Below are 16,830 nucleotides of genomic sequence, written 5' to 3' on the forward strand. Positions count from 1 at the left end.
GTCGTCCGACAACACCAACTCGACCTTTGGTCGACCCGTCCGCGCCATAGGCCAAGTCTATATTTATGAATGAAATTCAAGACTCAGGACACTAGCGGCGCTCGACGGCCGGCTGGCCCTGTAGTGCAGCAGGACCCGGGCAGGGTCGGTCTGGTCGGCGGGCAGGTTGGTCAGCAGTGCGTACCAGCCGTCAACGGCCGCTTCGGCGTCGACGGCGTCCTGGTCGAAGGACCAGGCCAGGGTCGGTGTGCCGTCCGGGCCGGTGCCGGTGGCCGCTTGCAGGTAGGCGCCGACACGGCGGGTGCGGGTGATCACGGCGAGCCGGGCGTCGGCCTTGGCCTGGTCGGGGTAGTGGTGGCTGCCCAGGCCACGCGTCAGGCGTTCGAGGTCCTCGCGAGCTTTGGTCAGCTCCCGGTCGCGGGCGGCCCGCTGCCCGGCGGCGCTGGCGCTGGAGTGGACCAGGACCCGGTAGCTGCCGCGTTGTTCGGCGTCCTTGCCCGCGTCACGCTCGGCGGTGTACTCCACGGGCGTCGCCGCCTTGAGGTCCTGGGCTGCGTAGGCGGCGGAGGCGACCGAGGAGGCCGCGGCCGGGGCGACGAAGCGCACGCCGACGGTGTTCATCGCGGCCACGTTGTCGTAGGACAGCAGCTTGGAGTCGCCCAGCAGCAGGAAGCCGGGACGCTGGGCGAGCTGTTGCAGGGCGTGCATGGTGTCCACGACCTGGGAGACCTCGCCGGCGCCGCCGCTGATCGCGCGGTGCATGACGGGGATGCCGCCGTCGGCGGTGACCGCAAGCCCGGTCTGGATCTGCTTCAGATCGGTGCGGCGGTCCTTGGGGTGGCCGAAGCGGACCATCGGGTAGCCGGTGTCCGGGGCCTCGTAGGCGCCGTGCAGGGAGATCGAGGTCATGTCCCAGTGCCACCGGGTGGTGTCGATGCCGAACTCGGTGATCGCCTGGGCGCCGATACTGCCGGTGATCTGGGCCAGGTACGGGGCGATCGCGTCCAGGGCACGGCCGATGCGGTCGTCGTTGAGGAATTCGGGGGTGATGCCGAAGACCTCCTCCACGGCCCACTGCCGGGCCGCCGCACCGGGCACCCGCGCCCGGGACCTGGTGGACGGCGCGCCCAAGGTCAAGATCTTCGGCAGCTACGTGCCGGTTCGCGCCGAAGTAGTCAGCGTCCCCGGCTTCTCCGCCCACGCCGACGCGGGCGGGATCCTCGGCTGGCCGGGCGGTGCGCCGCCGCCGAGCGCGACCTACTTGGTGCACGGTGGACCCGACGGTTCCAAGGCATTGCGCGACCGCATCGACCGCGAACTCGACTGGACCACCATTGTCCCGAAACCAGGCGAGCAGGTCCTGATCACGTGATTCGGCCTTGAGTCGGTCTTGCCAGTACCCGGGCATCGGCGGCGCCCGTCACCGTGCGACGAGGACGGCGGCACCGGTGATCCGGTCCGCTGCGAGGACGTTGAGCGCGGTATCGGCGTGGCTCATGAGGTGACGCTGCACGTGGACGGTCGGGTGGTGCCGGGCTACTACCGCGAGGTGGGTGAGGCCGTCCTCGCTGGTGTTGGCGGTGACGCTGCGCAGACTGCGCTCCTGGAACAGGCGTTGCTGGTAGTTGGGGGCGGGGATGTCGGTGAGGTGGATACCGGCCACCGCCAGCGTGCCTCCGCGATCCAGCGCGGCGAGCGCGACCGGCATCGGCTCACCCACCGGCGCGAACAGGACTGCGGCGTCGAGGGGTTCGGGCGGTGTGTCGTAGGCGCCGCGTGCGGATCCCGCGCCCAGTCGCAGGGCCAGGCGCCCGATGGGGCTGGAGGTTCCCTGCTCCAGCCACGTGGTCAACGTGCCGTTGAAGATCGGCGTGCTCAGCCGGGTACCAGCTACCGCGCCCTGGAGCGCGCACAACTGCCGCCCGGCGGACGCCTGGGCATCTACGACTACGGCGCCTCCGGATACCTCACCGCGCAACTCGCGCTCTCCCGGGGCGCTCGACCCGGGTGAGGACGAGTACGGTGGCGCCGCCGCAGCTGGCCATCGGAACGTCTCCAAACAGGGGCAGCTCACGCGTGCACTGGTGACCACCCGCGAACAGGAGCAGGCTTGAAGGGGCTTGGTGACGGGCGTCGCGCAGGCCACCGCCACCAGGCGCGCCGGGACGGCCGCGCGCGTCTCCGCGCCCGCCGAATCTTTGGAGGTCTCCCGTGACCGATCCTCCGGTCTCCCACCCGGTCGGCCCGATCGTGGTCGGCACGGACGGTTCGTCCCCGGCCCGGCAGGCGGTGACCTTCGCCTTGCGCGAAGCCCAGCTGCGCGGTACCGGCCTGCGGGCCGTCTGCGCGTACGAGTACACCCCGACCCAGCACTCCGGCTTCGAACGGACGGGCGGCTCGGAGCCCGTGCCCCAGCAGCGCGATCTCGTCACGCAGGCCGTGGCGGACTCAGTCAAGGAACTGCAGCAACAGCTCGGCGGGCCATCGGTGGAGGTGGAGATCGTCTGTGAGCGCGGCCGTCCGGCGCAGGTCCTCCTTGAGGCGAGCAAGGACGCCTGCCTCCTCGTGGTCGGCTCCCGGGGGTCGGGTGCCTGGGGTCGACTCGCCCTCGGGTCGACGAGCACCGAGGTCGTCCATCACGCCAGCCTTCCCGTGGTTGTCGTACCTGTGGAGCACGGCACCGTGCCTTCCTGAACATCGACTTCAGCCGCCCTCTGAGCCAGTCAGGTAAGAACGGCACCCGTGCAGCAGGAGCAGGGCGACGCCGAGGACGGCTACGGGGAGGGTGGCAGGAAGGGCATCCGGCTACGCGAGTCGAACCCCGGCGCCGGCGCGATGGTGAGGGCGTGGCAGCGGATCGACGCGATGGCGCGGGATGCCTGTTGGTGGCCAGTTGAGATTGGCACTGGCGCGAGTTCCGTGAAAGCCGCCCGCAGACCTCCACACTTGTCGATCATGGTGGGTGTCTGTTGCTGATCTTCTTGCCGTCTTGTTCCCCCAGTTCGCCCCGCTGCACGTGGACTTGATCAGAGCGACCGGTCCGTCGGTGCGGGTGCAGGCCCATGGCCGGGCGCCGGGGGCGGAGTGCCCGGGCTGCGGGAGCTGGTCCGAGCGGGTTCACAGCGGCTACGAGCGGCGGATCAGCGACACGGCGGTCTCCGGCCAGGAACTGGTGCTTCACCTGCGGGTTGCCGGTTCTTCTGCGACGGCGGCGACTGCGGGCGGCGGACCTTCGCCGAGCAGATCCCCGGTCTGACGTTCCGTTACGGGTGGTGCACAGTGCCGCTGCGGAAGGTCCGCGAGGCCGTCGCCCTCGCACTCGGCGGCCGAGCCGAAGCCCGCCTGGCCGAGCACCTGGTGGTCGGGATCGGCCGGGACGCTCTGATACGCCTGATCCGCGCGCTGCCGGACCCGGCCCCGTGTGCTCGGCGTCGACGACTTCGCCCTGCGCAAGGGCCACCACTACGGCACAGTCCTGATCCCAGATGTCTGACCACATAGTCGCGGGCCGCCTCACGCAGTGTGTCAACGTGCGACGCCGCGCCGTCGAGCAGATGCTCGAACGGACGCGGCGTCGGATACCCGGTGTGCTCAGCCAGGTTCCACGAGTTCTTCTTCGGCACATCAGCCGGTGAAGCACGTACGAAATCACCGAACACCTGCCTGGGTTCGGACCGGTTGAACAACCAGCCCGAGCCACCAGTCAGAGCACGAAGGGCAACGTTCTAGTCGGCCACATCTTTGACGGTCACAGAAATCACCAGGTCACGACCGGCGACCCGTCAACCGAGAAGGTTCGAAGATCTGGGAATGCAGTACCGGGGGGTCAGTCGACCATGACGCTCTCAAAAGGGGCGACTGTGGCAGTGGCTTTGCCTCCGGTCTTGACGGTGAACTTCGATCCTTTTTTGCAATCCCGCCCGGACCAGACGGTCGCCTTATGGTCCGTGGCATTCTTGACCGCTACCGCCGGGTCGTCGAAGTTGTAGCACCTTCCGTGCTCTAGTCGAGAAATTGATTTCTGGGAAAGCTTCAATCCGCTCGCAGTGGATTTCTCCACATAGGTGTAGGTGAATTCTCCACCGGCGTACACTTCGGACAGTTTCGAAATGAACGCGTAGCGGAAAGGAAGGTTCAGAATCACAACGTTCTTCCCCTCCGAATTCACCTGAAGGCGTACATTTTTTTGCCCGTCGGGAACGCACGGAGTTCCGGAGCAGGGGCTTTTTTCAGGGAAAGCGTACTCCATTGTAATGATGGCGGGATGCCCCAGCGAAATAGTCGCAGTCGACTCCAAACCGCACGCGATGTTCCCCCCGGTGGTGAGCTCGATTTGCTCAGGATTCAGGGCTTCCGCCAGGTTGATGCAGCTGGCGCTGCCCGCTTTTTTGCCGCCTTGCCAGACCGTGACCGACTTCGGATTCCCGGCGCTGCTGAAAATCAGCTCATTGAGCGAGTATCGGACCGGTTGCCGTTGAGCGTTGTACTGGGTCCATTTCGAGTCCAGCAGCAGCGTCTGCCTCACGACTCCGGTGGGCGGGATGATGGCGACGACGTCCTTTCCGGCGACATGGTGTTTTTCCCAGCGAATGTCGGCGCCTGATTCGAACAGTTCCTGCGGGGTGCCGGGGGGCTCGGCGATCCAGTCGCGTTCTTTGGCGCACAGGAACCCGATGATCATCTTCGCCACGTAGTAGGCTGCCAGGGCGGTCGCGAGCACAGCCCCCGCCGGCGGGTAGATGAAGGCGACCGCGGTCGCGATGAGGGAGATGACCGCTACCGCTCCGGATTCCACGTCGCGGTCCGCGATGGCCTCGCCGAGCGACCAGACGTCTCCGACAACGGGCACCATGTACACGACCGCCTTGCTGATCGATACTTGGGTGGCCTCGGTCAGTCCGTGGACCGCGTACGTCCCATTGACCGTATGACCCGCGACATCGCCGATTTTATCGGAATATTTACTCAGTTTTTTTACAGCCGGGTTCTTGGTGAACTTCGAGATGGTGGCAACCCCCTTGGCGCCGAGGAGCTGTACGGCGCGGGTCTTCTCCTTTTTGACCGCCTTGAGCTCGGCGACTTCCGCCGGGTTGTTCATGATCTCGTCGTGCAGTTCCCGGGTGAGCTTCTGGGTGTCCGAGAGAAGCTTGCGGGCCTGCTTGTCGGTCATCTTGCAGGCCGCGGTGCCGGTCTTGATGCAGCCCTCCTCGAGGGCCTCCAGCCACTGTTTCTCGCTGAGCTTGGCCCAGCTGTCGAACTGGTCGGCTGTGGGGTTGGCCGGAACCGCGGTAGCGGGCGCGGCCTGCGCCGGCTGCGACACGGTGTCGGCTGATGCGGGCGCGGTTCGTCCGAGCAGCGTGAGCGCCAGCGCGAACGCGAGCGCGACGATAGGGCCAGTTCTCCTCATGTGCGAATACTTACCGCAACATCACATCAGCAGAACGTCACTCAACTGGGCTCTCTGCCCATGCCGTGGATGCTAGGCCGCAGGTCACGAGGGATACGGCGCGGAACAGGGGTCACCCAGCCGGCTGCCTCCCATTACGGCATCGGGGGCAGTCGAGGTCGAGGCAGGCCAGCCCCGAGGCTCGGCTGGCAGGTGATTCAGCAGGCGCTCTTACGGGCGAGGACGAGTCCGGTGCCCGCCTCAGGGCGGGTGGCGCGCCGGTGATTCCCGGGCCGCTCCACCTCCTGCCACGGGCACACGGACCGCCCGCTCCGCATCCGACCCGACCCGCCGCTCAGGGCGCGCCCGCTCCCGCCCGGGCCTGCTCCAGGACGGCGGCCACCGCCCCGGACAGCGCGCTCCGTGCGGCCTGGGGCGTGGTGAAGCGGCCGTGGTTCATCACACCGTGACGCAGGATCAGCAGCGGGTCCACCGCTCCCTCCGGGTCCGGGTGACCGGCGGCGGTGAGAAGTTCCAGCAGCTGCGCGCGGAACCAGTCCATGTGCCCCTGGATCGCGCGGCTGACCGGGTGGTGCGGGTCGGGGTAGTCGGCGGCGGCGTTGATGAACGGGCAGCCACGGAAACCCGGTGCGCAGAACTGCTCCGCGATCCCCGCGAACAGGGCCTCGACCGTCTCCTGCGGGGAGCGCCCGGTCGCCGTGGCGGCTTCGCGGAACGCCCGGTCGTGCTCGCGGACATAGGCGAGTACGACGTCGCCCTTGGACGGGAAGTGCCGGTAGAAGGTCGCGTTGGCGACCGCCGACTCGCGGATCAGCTGGTCGATGCCCACCCCGCGCACGCCCTGGGCGTAGAAGAGCCGCATCGCCGCGGCCAGGATGCGCTCCCGCGGCCGGCTGGAGTCGTTCGACGTCATGACTTGACGCTAGCAGAAGGAACGTTCTACCTTCAGGGAGAGAGAACGGTACTTCTACTCGATGTGCCGGCCGCACCGGTCCGACCCGCGACCGGGTCGACGCCACCCTCAAGCCCCGCCGCCAAGGAGTCACCCCGCCATGCCCAGCAACCGCACCCCGGTCATGTTCATCCACGGCCTCTGGCTGCACTCCACGAGCTGGCAGGGCTGGGCCGACCGGTTCCGCGACGCCGGCTACGAACCGATCCTCCCCGAATGGCCCGGCGTCCCCGCCACCGTCGCCCAGGCCCGCAGGAACCCCGACCCCCAGGGCGGAATCGGCCTCGCCGAGATCTCCGCCCACCACGCCCGGATCATCCGCGACCTCGACACCCCGCCCGTCCTCGTCGGCCACTCCGTCGGCGGCTTCATCGCCCAGCACCTCCTCGGCCAGAACCTCGCCCGGGCAGCCGTCGCCATCTGCCCCGGCCAGATCAAGGGCGTCAAGGCCGTCGGACCCGCCCAGGCCAAGTCGGCCTTCGCGTTCCTGCGCAACCCGGCCAACACCAAGCGCGCCGTCTCGCTCGACCCCGAGCAGTTCCGCTACGCGTTCGCCAACGCCGTCCCCCAGCAGGAATCCGACGCACTCTTCGACGAGTGGACCATCCCCAGCCCCGCCCGCCCGCTCTTCCAGCTCGCCCTCAGCAACTTCGCCCCCCACTCCCCCGCCAAGGTCGACACCCGCAACCAGGACCGCGGACCGCTCCTCCTCCTGTCCGGCAAGCTCGACCACACCGTGCCCGACGTGCTGACCCGCTCCACCCACAAGCAGTACCGCAAGTCCTCCGCCGTCACCGACTACCACCGCTTCGACGACCGCGGCCACTCCCTCACCGTCGACCACGGCTGGACCGAACTCGCCGACCACACCCTCACCTGGCTCGACCGGCACCACATCGGCTGAGCAGCCAGCCCACCAGGTACGGCGGGCCGCCCCGCGGGCCACAGGCAACGGCATCAAGGTGACGCCACGCGTCGAACCGCCGGACCGCCTCCGGGGGTTGGTCGAGCAGATCCACGCCTGCCGCCCGCACTCCAAGGCGGCCCACGGCAACATCCCGGCCACCCCGGCCGGCGAGTAGCCGCTTCCGTTGACCGACGGCGGTGCGCGCCGCACTGCGCACCGACCGCTTTTCGCCCCACGCCCGGCCGCCTTCGCGGCCAGGCCTCCTCCTCCCTAAGGAACATCATGCGTAATCGCCGTGTCCGTGTACGTACCGTGGCCCTCGCAGCGGTCGGGGCAGCCCTCCTGGGGGCCACCCTGACCCCCCTCGCGTCGGCCGACTCGGGCCCGGCCAAGGCGAAGCCGACCGTCGTGCTGGAGCACGGCGCGTTCGCGGACGCCTCCGGCTGGAACGGCGTGGCCAAGCGCCTTCAGCACGACGGCTACACCGTCATCGCCCCCGCCAACCCGCTGCGCGGACTGCCCGAGGACTCCGCGTACCTCACCAGCGTCCTCAAGAGCGTCCAGGGACCGATCGTGCTCGTCGGCCACTCCTACGGAGGCGCCGTCATCACCCAGGCCGCCGCCGGCAACCCCCAGGTCAAGGCGCTGGTCTACATCGCCGCGCTGATGCCCGAGAAGGGAGAGGTCCTCGGCGCGCTGACGGCCAGGTCCACCCAGGCGCAGTTGCAGCCCGCGCTCAAGCCCGTCCCGTACGCCAACGCCAGCGGCACCGGCGGGACCGACCTGTACATCGATCCCGCCCGGTTCCACGACGTCTTCGCAGCCGACGTCCCCACCTCCGAGACCAGCCTCATGGCGGCCGAGCAGCGGCCCGTCACCGCCGCCACCTTCGCCTCCACCGCCACCGCCGCCGCCTGGCACACCATCCCCTCGTGGGCCATGATCGCCACCCAGGACAAGACCCTGGGCGCGGACGTGGAACGCTTCGAGGCCCAGCGCGCCGGTTCCCACACGGTAGAGGTCAACAGCTCACACGTCGCGATGATCTCCCACCCCGGGGCCGTCACCCACCTCATCGAGGACGCCGCCCGCTCCACCTCCCACTAGCCCCAAACTCCGTGACGGTCCGTCGTAAATTCGGCGGACCGTTTCGGCTTGTCCAGGTGACCGAGGGCAGGCAGGCGACCCGGCCGTCGTGTCGGGTGGGCGCCGGACTTCCACGGCTGCGAGGTCACACGGTCCCCGGCGAGTCGCTTCAGTCGCTGACCGGTGAGAGCACCACTCTCAAACACCGCGTCCAGCAGCCGGCCCGCGAGCACCGCACCCTTCAGGAACGGCTCGAAGTCGTCCCGGCCTACGTCACCGACCACCAGGCCGAGGACGTCCTCGCCCACGTCGCCGACGACATCGGGATCACCACGGACGGGCTGCCGGCTGGTGCCGGTCGGCGTGGCAGGCTGTGCTGGGCCCGCGTGACCAGCCGGCTCGACGGTGCCTTCGATGTCTCGCCGACCAATGTGACGTTGCGGCGTGGGACGTTGAGCGGCCGTGCTCCGCACAGGTGATGAAACGCCGCAGGTCACCGTCTCGATGGCGCCCGCCGGTGATGGCCCCGAGGTGTGCGCCTGGGATCCGGCGGGCGCGTATCCGAACGCTACCGGCCGACGGTTGGCGACCAACGGAGGCTCGGCGGGCCGGTCAGGGCGTGAGGTCGATGACACGGAGCGGCCGGCCCTTCCAGCGGCCCGGGTCGACGGTAGCGACCACCGCGCCGTCCGGGCGCTCAGAAGTGGGCGGCGGCGTAACGGGCGTGGGCTCCGACTCACGTGCTCTCGCTGCGGGCAGGTCGAGGCCGAGGGCAGTCACGGCAGGCAGGGCGGCAAGGTGTTCCCTTGCTGGTCCCTCTATCCCATGTAGAGGGACCAGCAAGGAGTAGCGGTGAACGAGGGGGACATGGCGGACGCGACCCTGCCCGTGAGGCTGCGCGCGTGGCGATGAACGAACCGACTCGGACACGCCTTCAAGATCCTTGGTCGGCATCGCGGGTGTAGCCTCGCCGACCCTCGGGGGTACCCCGTACCGGCTGACCCTGGGGGGACACCGGTACCACGATCGCCGCCTCAGCCTCACCGGGCTTCGATGTCGGGGCGGTCCGCTGCGGCCGCCGGCCCACGCTCACCGGCCGGAGAACGACGACACCCCTACGACCACAGGGGTCAGATCGTCCTGTTCATGATGATGTCAGGCCCACCGTCCTGCTTGACTGTGAACTGGCTGACGAACGGCGGTGCCACCAAGGGCAGCAGATTGGAGCAACCCATCGCCTCGCCTGCCGCCGGCGGGGTGGTGATCCTGTTGTCAGTCGTATACAGAGGCCATGCGGCGAAGTTCACCGTCTTACCGACGCCTCCTTCACCCGAAATAGACAGCGGCCCCGAAGCCGTGTAGTTGTTGCCCGGAACATCGCCGCCGACATTCAACTGCACCAGGTAACTGCCCACCGTAGGGTAGGTCAGGGTGTAGGTCAGCGTTGTGGGCCCGTTGCCGATGCTGACCGTCCCCACGAACGTGCCCACATAGTCCACGGGGCTGTTTCCACACGCGTCCGGAGCGGCGAACGCCGCAGGTGCGGACGCCACGCCCCCCAGTGCGGCACACATCGCGAGGGCAGCTCCCCCGGCCAGCATACGAATGGGTCTCATCCCAGCCTCTCTCCGTGCGGGTCAACCGCACAAAATCGCGGGCGCACCTCACGCCCGTTTCGCTGGACATATGTAACACGGCCGCAAAGACTGAAAACGTATAGTCACGGAAATCACCCGCCTGCACCCACTCGACGACCAGTGGGGGTGGGCTGGACCTGGAACGCCACGCACAGCGAAAGTCCGCAGGGCGGGCAATCTACCCGCCCCTTTCCAATATCTACCTGCACAAGATGGACGAATACGTCGAGAGGGTTCCGATCCCGAAATACACCTGAGGAGGGGCCGGGCAGCCGAACCATGCCTCTCGCCGGGTGTGGGCGGCAGTGGGACGTGCCCGCAAGCGTGACGACCGCACTGCGATGCGGGAACTGCGCAAGCCCGAACTCCCGGACGCTCACGTCGCGTTCGTCCTGCCATGTACGTTCGACGTGCGCCTCGATCCGACCGTGCAGCGCAACGCGGGGCGCGCCGCTGCGGCTACATGGCCACAGAGAGCACGGGTCATCGCACACCGGGTGCGCTTCGAGCCGCCGAACCCTCGCTCGCGCCACTCCCGCACCGCAGGCAGGGACAAGCCCGCCCTCCTCGCCCACAGGCAGCACCTATCCGCAGGAGACGGCCGATCGGCCGCGAACGCCCCCGCCACCGGGCACAGTTCAGCCACTCGCCGCCGACGGCCACGTGGAAGGCCTGGACAAGATGGACGGAGCAGTGCGAACCAGGGCCGCACAACGACCCGGGTGCCCTCGCCTACGCCGGCCGGCACTGCCGCAACGCCGCGCCCTTGAGCGCGGACAGCGCCGACGAGAAATGGATCGCACCGGCCGTCCGGCCGCCCGCAGAACACGCCGAGCAGTCATATTGATGCTCTGCGCATCGAGTCGGAGATGTGGTGCCGGTCAGCCCGGCGGGCGTTCGGTCAGCGTTCCAGGTTGGCCCCGCCGAAGAGTGGAACGTCCAGGACAGGAACATGTGGCCGCTCGAACGGCCGGGATCGCACGTACCCGCGTGGCACTGCGCCGGGTCTGCTCGGGTCCTGTCGGCGGGGTCTGCGCGAGCAGGACCGTGGTTGCCGCCGGGTGTGGCTGCGATGGTCGTGGGTCAGGTGGTTTTGGTGCGCTGGTCGCGCCGGTGGCGCCAGGTGGCCATGTGGCCGTAGATGCGCAGGCGGGCGCGGGCGACGGCGCCGATGGGCCGGTGGTCCTGGAGTGCGTGGGCGATGCTGAAGGTGAGTTCCTCGGCGAGCTGGTTGCGGGCGGCGGTGCGGAACTCCTGCCGGGGGACGGTGACGGTGGCGACCTTCACCAGCGGGGCCCGGTCCGTGCTCCATTCGACGGCGATGTCCTCGACCGGCATGGTGCCGGGGTCGGTGCGCAGTTGGACCATGAAGTCGAAGGTGGCGGGGGCCTGGGAGAGGTGCGCCTGGAGGTGGTCGCTGAGGTAGTGGTCCTCGTGCTTCTCGCGCCCCGGGCTGGTGTACGGCGAGGTCGGTACGAGGGCGTACTTGACGACCTGGTCGGGGCCGAGGAGGGAGGCGGTGTTGCTCCAGTAGTGGATGTCGGCGGGTGAGCTGGGGGTGATGACGGCCTTGGCCAGGCCGGCGAGGACGTGGGGGTGGCTGGTGAGCGTCTTGGCGGCGAACTTGGCCGGTTCGAGGGTGATGACGTCGTGGAACAGCTTGACGGTGCCGAGCGGGATGGCGGGGGTGTTGAGGAGGATGAAGTCCTGGGTGGTGGGCTCGTCGCTCTCGGGGATGCGTTCGCCGGGCACGTCGTGCAGTTTGATGGCGGCGCCGCGCAGGTCCTTGACGTCGTCGGACTGCGGTTTGCCGCTGCCGCTGGAGAAGCGCAGCCACCCCTCGTAGGTGCGGGGCTCGGCGAAGACGCCGACGCGCAGGTTGGCCGGCAGGTCGGGCTCGACCGCGAAGGTGATCTTGACGAGTCCGGTGTGCTTGGCGTGGGCGGCCCGGCCGGTGGCGCCGGGCGGGTAGTCCTTCTCCTGCTGCCGGTTCATGGCCTCGATCATCTCGGCCACGAGTTGGTCCTCGTTCGGCTCGGGCGTCTCGAACCTGGTCAGTGCGGTCATAGGTGAGTGTCCTTGCGGGAGGCGGGGTGGGGGTGCCTGGCGCTACCAGGCTGCGGGCCGCCGGGGCGGGGGCGCCAGACGAGGGGCCGCGATGGGGCCAGGTGGCCGATATCCGGCGGCCGCGGGTGGTTCGGGTACGGATGGTGACGCGGGTCGACCCATGTCACGTTACTCAAAGTGTTCATAAAAGCATCCAGCCGCTGACCGGCATCGCGGTGGTGGACAACAGCCCGGGCATGCCGGCCGTCACCGGCACCACCCCCGACGGCACCCCCGGTCACCACCACCGGCAACACCGTCACCATCGTCGCCTGCACCCCCTTCACCCCCTGCACCCCCTGCGAGGACCAGGACCACAGCGGCTGCGACGGCCACAACTTCCGCGGCCACGGCAGCTGGGGCGACCACCGCCCCGGCCCCGGCCAATGGGACAACCACCCAGACGCCACCGCCCCGGGCACTGAGCCAGGCACCAACCACGACAACGGGCACCATCCGGCACCCGCTCCGCCGCAGGAACAAGGGGTCGCCCTCGCCCACGCTGGCGCCCAGGTACAGGCCGCTGGCGTTGCCGGAGGCTGGCTCCTCACCTTGGGGGCGCTGCTGACCCGATTCGCCCGGGCCCGCAAGCGCCAGGGGAACGGCACCAGGTAGGACACGAACACGTCACTGGTAGCAGGACCCACGGGCGAACACCGGATGCCGACGGAGCATACGGCCCGCGATGGGTTCGCGGACGACGGCGCGCCCGGCGTGGATGTCGCAGGAGGGCGCCCGCATCGGAGCCAGCAGCAGCCGGGTGCCAGGTGGGTCGGCAGACGTGCTGTGTAGAGGCGAGTTCGCCCTCGGCCTCGGGACCGATCACGGCGCGAGTGCCGGTCTCGACGAGGATGACCAGCCGCAGCACCGGATGGGCGAACTCGCACCGGAGGCCGTGTCGCTTGGGAAGGCGGACGGTGACCAGCTCACGGTCGGGCGGCCACAGGCCGGAGTCGTCCACGGTGACCGTACGCATCCCGCACCGGATACTTCCGGCCTGTCTCTCGAGGTCGCCGCCCCGGCCGGAACCTCGAACACGAACCGCGACCGTCCGGTCCCAGCCGCTGCTGGGAGCGTGACGGCAACGGGACCCGTGTGATTGATCGACTTTTTTGGTCGGCCATTGATCTGCAGGGATCCCGTTGCCTCGTTCAAGCCTTCTTGGCGAACATGATTTCGCTAGAACGCAGGGGCATTGTCATGCTGAAGGGGTCAGTCGACCATGACGCTGTCAAAATCGGCACCTGCGGCGGGCTTGGCGGTCTTTCCGACTGGGACGGTGACCTTCGTTCCTTTGCAGTCCGGCCCGTACCAGACGGTCGCCTTATGGTCCGTGGAGTTTTTGACTGCGTCCGCCGGGGAGTAGAAATTGTAGCATCTCCCGTGCTCGGGGTTGGAAATTGATTTTTCCTCGACAGAGGATTGTTCCCCTTCCTCGGTGTCGAAAGATTCTTCGTAGGTGTAGATGAATTCTCCGCTGGCAGACACTTCAGACATTGACGAAATGAACGCGTAGCGGAAAGGAAGGTCCAGAGTTACAGACGTCTTACTCTCCGACTTCACGTCGAGGCGTACGTTCATTTCCTTGTCGGGGACGCACGGAGTCCCGGAGCAGGGGTTCTTTTTAGGGAAGGTGTACTCCAGTACCATAACGGCGGGATGTCCCAGCGAAATGGTCGCATTTGAGTTCAGTACGCAGCCGATGTTCCCCCCAAGGGCGGAGATGACCTCGGGCTGGTCGAAGACCTCCGCTGCGTCTAGGCAGTCGGCGCTGCCGGCCTGTCGGCCGCCTTGCCAGATCGTGACCGACTTCGGGGCTCCGGCGCTGCTGAAAACCAGGTTTCCGTCGAGTGAGTACTTGACCGGCCGCCGTCCGACGTTGTACTCGGTCCATTTCGAGTCCAGCAGCAGCGTCTGCTTCACGGATCCGGTGGGGGGAATGATGGCGACGACGTCCTTTCCGGCGACGCGATGCGTCTCCCATCGGATGTCGGCGCCTGATTCGAACAGTTCCCTTGGGGTGCCGGGGGGTTCGGCGATCCAGTCGCGTTCTTTGGCGCACAGGAACCCGATGATCATCTTCGCCACGTAGTAGGCTGCCAGGGCGGTCGCGAGCACAGCTCCCGCCGGCGGGTAGATGAAGGCGACCGCGGTCGCGATGAGGGAGATGACCGCTACCGCTCCGGATTCCACGTCGCGGTCCGCGATGGCCTCGCCGAGCGACCAGACGTCTCCGACAACGGGCACCATGTACACGATCGCCTTGCTGATCGATACTTGGGTGGCCTCGGTCAGTCCGTTGGTCCCATATGTCCCGTTGACCGTATGTCCCGCGACTTCGCCGATTTTATCGGAGTATTTATTCAGGTTTTTTACGGCCGGGTTCTTGGCGAACTTCGAGATGGTGGCAGCCGCCTTGCCGCCGAGGAGCTGTACGGCGCGGGTCTTCTCCTTTTTGAGCGTCTTGAGCTCAGCGACTTCCGCCGGGTTGTTCATGATCTCGTTGTGCAGTTCCCGGGTGAGCTTCTGGGTGTCGGAGAGAAGCTTGTGGGCCTGCTGGTTGGTCATCTTGCAGGCCGCGGTGCCGGTCTTGATGCAGCCCTCCTCGAGGGCCTCCAGCCACTGTTTCTCGCTGAGCTTGGCCCAGCTGTCGAACTGGTCGGCTGTGGGGTTGGCCGGAACCGCGGTAGCGGGCGCGGCCCGTGCCTGCTGCGGCACGGTGTCGGCTGATGCGGGCGCGGTTCGTCCGAGCAGCGTGAGCGCCAGCGCGAACGCGAGCGCGGCGATAGGGCCAGTTCTTCTCATGTCCGAATACGTACCGCAGCGCCACATCGACAGAACGTCACCACTTTGGGCTCTCCAGCCATGCCGCGGCTGCTGGACCGCAGGTCAGAAGGGCTGTGTCACGGAACGGGGTTCACCCGGCCGGCTGCCTCCTGCCGCGACATTCAAAGGCAATCAAGGTCGCAGCAGGCCGGCCTGGCAGTTCATCTGGTGGGCAACTCAGCAGCCCCTCTTACAGGGGGAGGGCCTCGGCCGGTGCCCGCATCGGCGCGGGTGGAGCGCCGGGCGGGGCGACCGGAGGCGAGGGAGGTGATCGCGAGACGGGTCCCGGCGAAGGTGTCGCGGGGCGCGGCGAACCTGCGCGGCGGAGCTCACGACGCCAGAGGCAACCCGCCCACCGAGGCCATCGAGCGGGCGAATCGACCTGCATCGCGCAATGCCTGGCATCGCCCGTCGAGACCTACGCCGAGCGCGTGGCCTCCCATGCCGAACGCTGGCCTGACCACGCTCCTGTGGCCCTGGCCTACGACCACCGGGCCTGACGCCGACCGTACCGGCCGAGCAGCCCTTCACCGCCGACAACTGCGAGCGGACAGTCCAAGATCCCCTCTGGCAACAGCCCGGCCGCGACGGAACGCCGAGCCGGCACGCGCAGGTCTGCACCTCCGGTCACGGGCCGAGCTCCGCACCCGGCTGGGGCAGCCTTCGCGAGGGGCGCACCCGTAGCCCTCGACACAGTCTGCGATGGGGCCATATGGCCCACATGCGGGGGCCGCCGGCTGGTTCGGGTGCGGATCGCCACCGCGAGCCGTCTCACGCCATGGCACTTACGGTGCTCACATGGGCACTTAGTGTCATCAAATGATGTGGCGTGGAGCCGTGCGGTGGTCACGCCCGACTGGAACGGAGGCGGTATGGCAGGGATCAGACGCGGCCGGTCGCGCGGCAGGCTCGCCGCGGCGATCGGGCTGGCGGTCATCGGCGTGACGGCGGGCTGGGGCGGAGGTGCGGCCATGGCTTCCCCATCACGGGGCGTGGCGTCCGTCAGCGCGTCCGCCTCGCAGGCGGACGGCGCGGGCGAGAGGTCCGGGTCCCGGGCGTTGACCTGTCCGCCGGTGCCGTTGTGGGTGAACACCGGCGGTGGCGGTGACCAGCTGTACTCGTACAGTCCGACCGGTACGCAGTTGTCCGACGTGCCGCTGGTGCGGGACTACGGGGACATCGCGTGGAGTGCGGACGGCACGACGCTGTACGGGGTGTCCTGGCAGGAATCCCCCGCGACGCTGTACACGATCAACCCGGCCACCGGCGCGGAGACCAGCTCGGTGGTGATCACCGGTCCGGCCGCGGTCGACGGATTCACCTTCAACGCGCTGAGCTCCCGGCCCGACGGCAGCCTGTTCGTCGCGTCGTTCTTCTCGAACCAGATCTGGACACTCAACCCGGCGACCGGGGTGAGCACGCTGTTCCCCGCCTCCTACCCCGCCACACTCGTCTCCTCGGGTGACTTCGTGACCCTGTCCGACGGCGACGTCCTCGGGGTCGCGTTCGATTCGTTCTTCCAGAACCCCACCAGCTACTTCCGGATCCACCCGGACAACACGATCACCGAGATCGGCACCACCCCGGACTCCGTCTACGGTCTGGCCCAGTCCGGCGGCAACGTCTACATCTTCCGTGCGAACGGCACCATCGAGAAGCTGAACTCGGTGCCGACCGCCTCCTCGACCGCGACGCTGCCCACCACTGTCATCGCCGCGACGGGGCACCCCTTCTACGGCGCCTCCGCGACCCAGGACAGCGGGAACTGCAACCTTCCGGCCGGCACCTCCTACACCGTCGCGAAGTCGGTCTCGCCGACCGGCCCGGTGAACGAGGGCGACACCCTGACCTACACCGAGACCGTCACCAACACCGGCACCAACCCGGCCACCTTCGCGGGTTTCAGTGA

14 protein-coding genes and 1 pseudogene are annotated in these 16,830 nt (G+C 68.2%); 8 read left to right on the forward strand and 7 right to left on the reverse strand.

Features of this window, described 5'->3' with window-relative positions; translation table 11 throughout:
• Positions 1-63: 63 nt before the first annotated feature.
• Positions 64-1,068, reverse strand: coding sequence for an IS1634 family transposase (locus ACFWPI_RS38360; RefSeq protein ID WP_380380840.1), 1,005 nt, complete (start codon positions 1,066-1,068; stop codon positions 64-66).
• Between ACFWPI_RS38360 and ACFWPI_RS38365 the strand changes: the two genes are divergently transcribed.
• On the forward strand, positions 1,049-1,372 hold the full coding sequence (locus ACFWPI_RS38365; RefSeq protein WP_380380838.1) for an MBL fold metallo-hydrolase RNA specificity domain-containing protein: 324 nt from the start codon (positions 1,049-1,051) through the stop codon (positions 1,370-1,372). The two genes, ACFWPI_RS38360 and ACFWPI_RS38365, sit on opposite strands and share 20 nt — an antisense overlap.
• 48 nt (positions 1,373-1,420) lie before the next feature.
• On the opposite strand, the gene ACFWPI_RS38370 is transcribed toward ACFWPI_RS38365, so the two are convergent.
• A complete protein-coding gene (locus ACFWPI_RS38370) occupies positions 1,421-1,852 on the reverse strand; it encodes a hypothetical protein (RefSeq protein WP_380380836.1) in 432 nt (143 codons plus the stop codon).
• A gap of 359 nt (positions 1,853-2,211) precedes the next feature.
• On the opposite strand from ACFWPI_RS38370, the gene ACFWPI_RS38375 reads away from it, so the two are divergent.
• The 3 genes from ACFWPI_RS38375 to ACFWPI_RS38385 all read left to right on the forward strand — a co-directional run bounded on the left by ACFWPI_RS38375 (position 2,212) and on the right by ACFWPI_RS38385 (position 3,256).
• Entirely contained in the window at positions 2,212-2,694 is a 483-nt protein-coding gene (locus tag ACFWPI_RS38375) for a universal stress protein (RefSeq protein WP_380380834.1), read from the forward strand.
• A gap of 48 nt (positions 2,695-2,742) precedes the next feature.
• Complete coding sequence (locus ACFWPI_RS38380; RefSeq protein WP_380425358.1) at positions 2,743-2,976, forward strand: hypothetical protein; 234 nt, start codon at positions 2,743-2,745, stop codon at positions 2,974-2,976.
• A 76-nt stretch (positions 2,977-3,052) separates the two neighbouring features.
• Positions 3,053-3,256, forward strand: coding sequence for a transposase family protein (locus ACFWPI_RS38385; RefSeq protein ID WP_380425355.1), 204 nt, complete (start codon positions 3,053-3,055; stop codon positions 3,254-3,256).
• A 570-nt stretch (positions 3,257-3,826) separates the two neighbouring features.
• On the opposite strand, the gene ACFWPI_RS38390 is transcribed toward ACFWPI_RS38385, so the two are convergent.
• Together ACFWPI_RS38390 and ACFWPI_RS38395 are read right to left on the reverse strand one after the other, a co-directional pair.
• On the reverse strand, positions 3,827-5,407 hold the full coding sequence (locus ACFWPI_RS38390; RefSeq protein ID WP_380380830.1) for a hypothetical protein: 1,581 nt from the start codon (positions 5,405-5,407) through the stop codon (positions 3,827-3,829).
• A 334-nt stretch (positions 5,408-5,741) separates the two neighbouring features.
• Positions 5,742-6,320 carry a TetR/AcrR family transcriptional regulator gene (locus ACFWPI_RS38395; RefSeq protein ID WP_380380828.1) on the reverse strand — a complete coding sequence of 193 codons (579 nt, stop codon included), beginning with the start codon at positions 6,318-6,320 and terminating at the stop codon, positions 5,742-5,744.
• Between the two features lie 139 nt (positions 6,321-6,459).
• Here ACFWPI_RS38395 and ACFWPI_RS38400 point away from each other — a divergent pair, with 139 nt between their 5' ends.
• The 3 genes from ACFWPI_RS38400 (at position 6,460) to ACFWPI_RS38410 (ending at position 8,831) form a co-directional block, all read left to right on the forward strand.
• The gene (locus tag ACFWPI_RS38400) at positions 6,460-7,263 is read left to right on the forward strand and encodes an alpha/beta hydrolase (protein WP_380425352.1); all 804 of its coding nucleotides are present in this window, start codon (positions 6,460-6,462) and stop codon (positions 7,261-7,263) included.
• 285 nt (positions 7,264-7,548) lie between these two features.
• Positions 7,549-8,373 (forward strand): alpha/beta fold hydrolase, encoded by an 825-nt coding sequence (locus ACFWPI_RS38405; RefSeq protein WP_380380639.1) that lies wholly within the window; start codon positions 7,549-7,551, stop codon positions 8,371-8,373.
• Positions 8,374-8,384: 11 nt separating this feature from the next.
• Positions 8,385-8,831 carry a hypothetical protein gene (locus ACFWPI_RS38410; RefSeq protein WP_380380637.1) on the forward strand — a complete coding sequence of 149 codons (447 nt, stop codon included), beginning with the start codon at positions 8,385-8,387 and terminating at the stop codon, positions 8,829-8,831.
• Between the two features lie 651 nt (positions 8,832-9,482).
• Here the strand turns inward: ACFWPI_RS38410 and ACFWPI_RS38415 are convergent.
• The 3 genes from ACFWPI_RS38415 to ACFWPI_RS38425 form a co-directional block, all read right to left on the reverse strand.
• Positions 9,483-9,851: a hypothetical protein gene (locus ACFWPI_RS38415; protein ID WP_380380635.1), complete on the reverse strand. Its 369-nt coding sequence runs from the start codon at positions 9,849-9,851 to the stop codon at positions 9,483-9,485.
• A gap of 1,221 nt (positions 9,852-11,072) precedes the next feature.
• Complete coding sequence (locus tag ACFWPI_RS38420; RefSeq protein ID WP_380380633.1) at positions 11,073-12,056, reverse strand: hypothetical protein; 984 nt, start codon at positions 12,054-12,056, stop codon at positions 11,073-11,075.
• Between the two features lie 1,251 nt (positions 12,057-13,307).
• A complete protein-coding gene (locus ACFWPI_RS38425; protein ID WP_380380631.1) occupies positions 13,308-14,900 on the reverse strand; it encodes a hypothetical protein in 1,593 nt (530 codons plus the stop codon).
• Positions 14,901-15,793: 893 nt separating this feature from the next.
• Between ACFWPI_RS38425 and ACFWPI_RS38430 the strand changes: the two are divergent.
• Positions 15,794-16,830: pseudogene (locus ACFWPI_RS38430) on the forward strand (hypothetical protein); the annotation flags it as partial.

This window comes from Kitasatospora sp. NPDC058492, from assembly GCF_042720685.1.
Taxonomy (GTDB): Bacteria; Actinomycetota; Actinomycetes; order Streptomycetales; family Streptomycetaceae; genus Kitasatospora.